The organism is Prevotella sp. OH937_COT-195, assembly GCF_003932845.1.
GTDB lineage: Bacteria > Bacteroidota > Bacteroidia > Bacteroidales > Bacteroidaceae > Prevotella.
Genome location: NZ_RQZH01000137.1, coordinates 1 through 516, shown reverse-complemented (window position 1 = coordinate 516; position 516 = coordinate 1). Strand labels below are relative to the sequence as shown.

Here is a 516-nt window from a genome sequence, read left to right as displayed (position 1 = left end):
TAATTGTTATGCTAGCAAATTCAATACTAATAATACCTATACCTATAAATGTGATACTATTTGGCATTTGCTCTAAGGATAAGAAGTCTCTACTATCGTGTGTATATTCAGACCCTTCAATATCTAACTTATTGCTGTGTTGACCTGTTGCAATAACTATATTTTCACCGTAATATTGTTCACCATCTACTACGAGGTGATGCTCATCCACTAATTTTCCTGTTCCTTCAATAATATCAATACCTTGTTGTTCAAATAAACCTTTCAAAGTATTTGCCATAGGGTCAATGATTTTATGTTTATAAGACATAAGGTTTTCCCAATTCACTGATAATGCTTCAGTATTAATTATGTTGGGATAGTGTGAAGCTTGCTCTAGTACTTCATAAGGGTTTTCCAATAAAATTTTGGCATTGCACCCATAGTTTGTACAAGTACCTGCTATACGATCTTTTTCGACAATAGCAACCGATTTCCCCGCTTTGTTTAAAGTCAGCGCACTATGCCAAGCTGCGT

General features: G+C 34.7%; 1 protein-coding gene. It reads right to left on the bottom strand.

The genetic code is table 11. From position 1 onward, the window contains the following. Positions 1–516, bottom strand: a 516-nt coding sequence (locus tag EII32_RS11595; protein WP_148096846.1) for an FAD-dependent oxidoreductase, incomplete at both ends; no start/stop codon positions are given.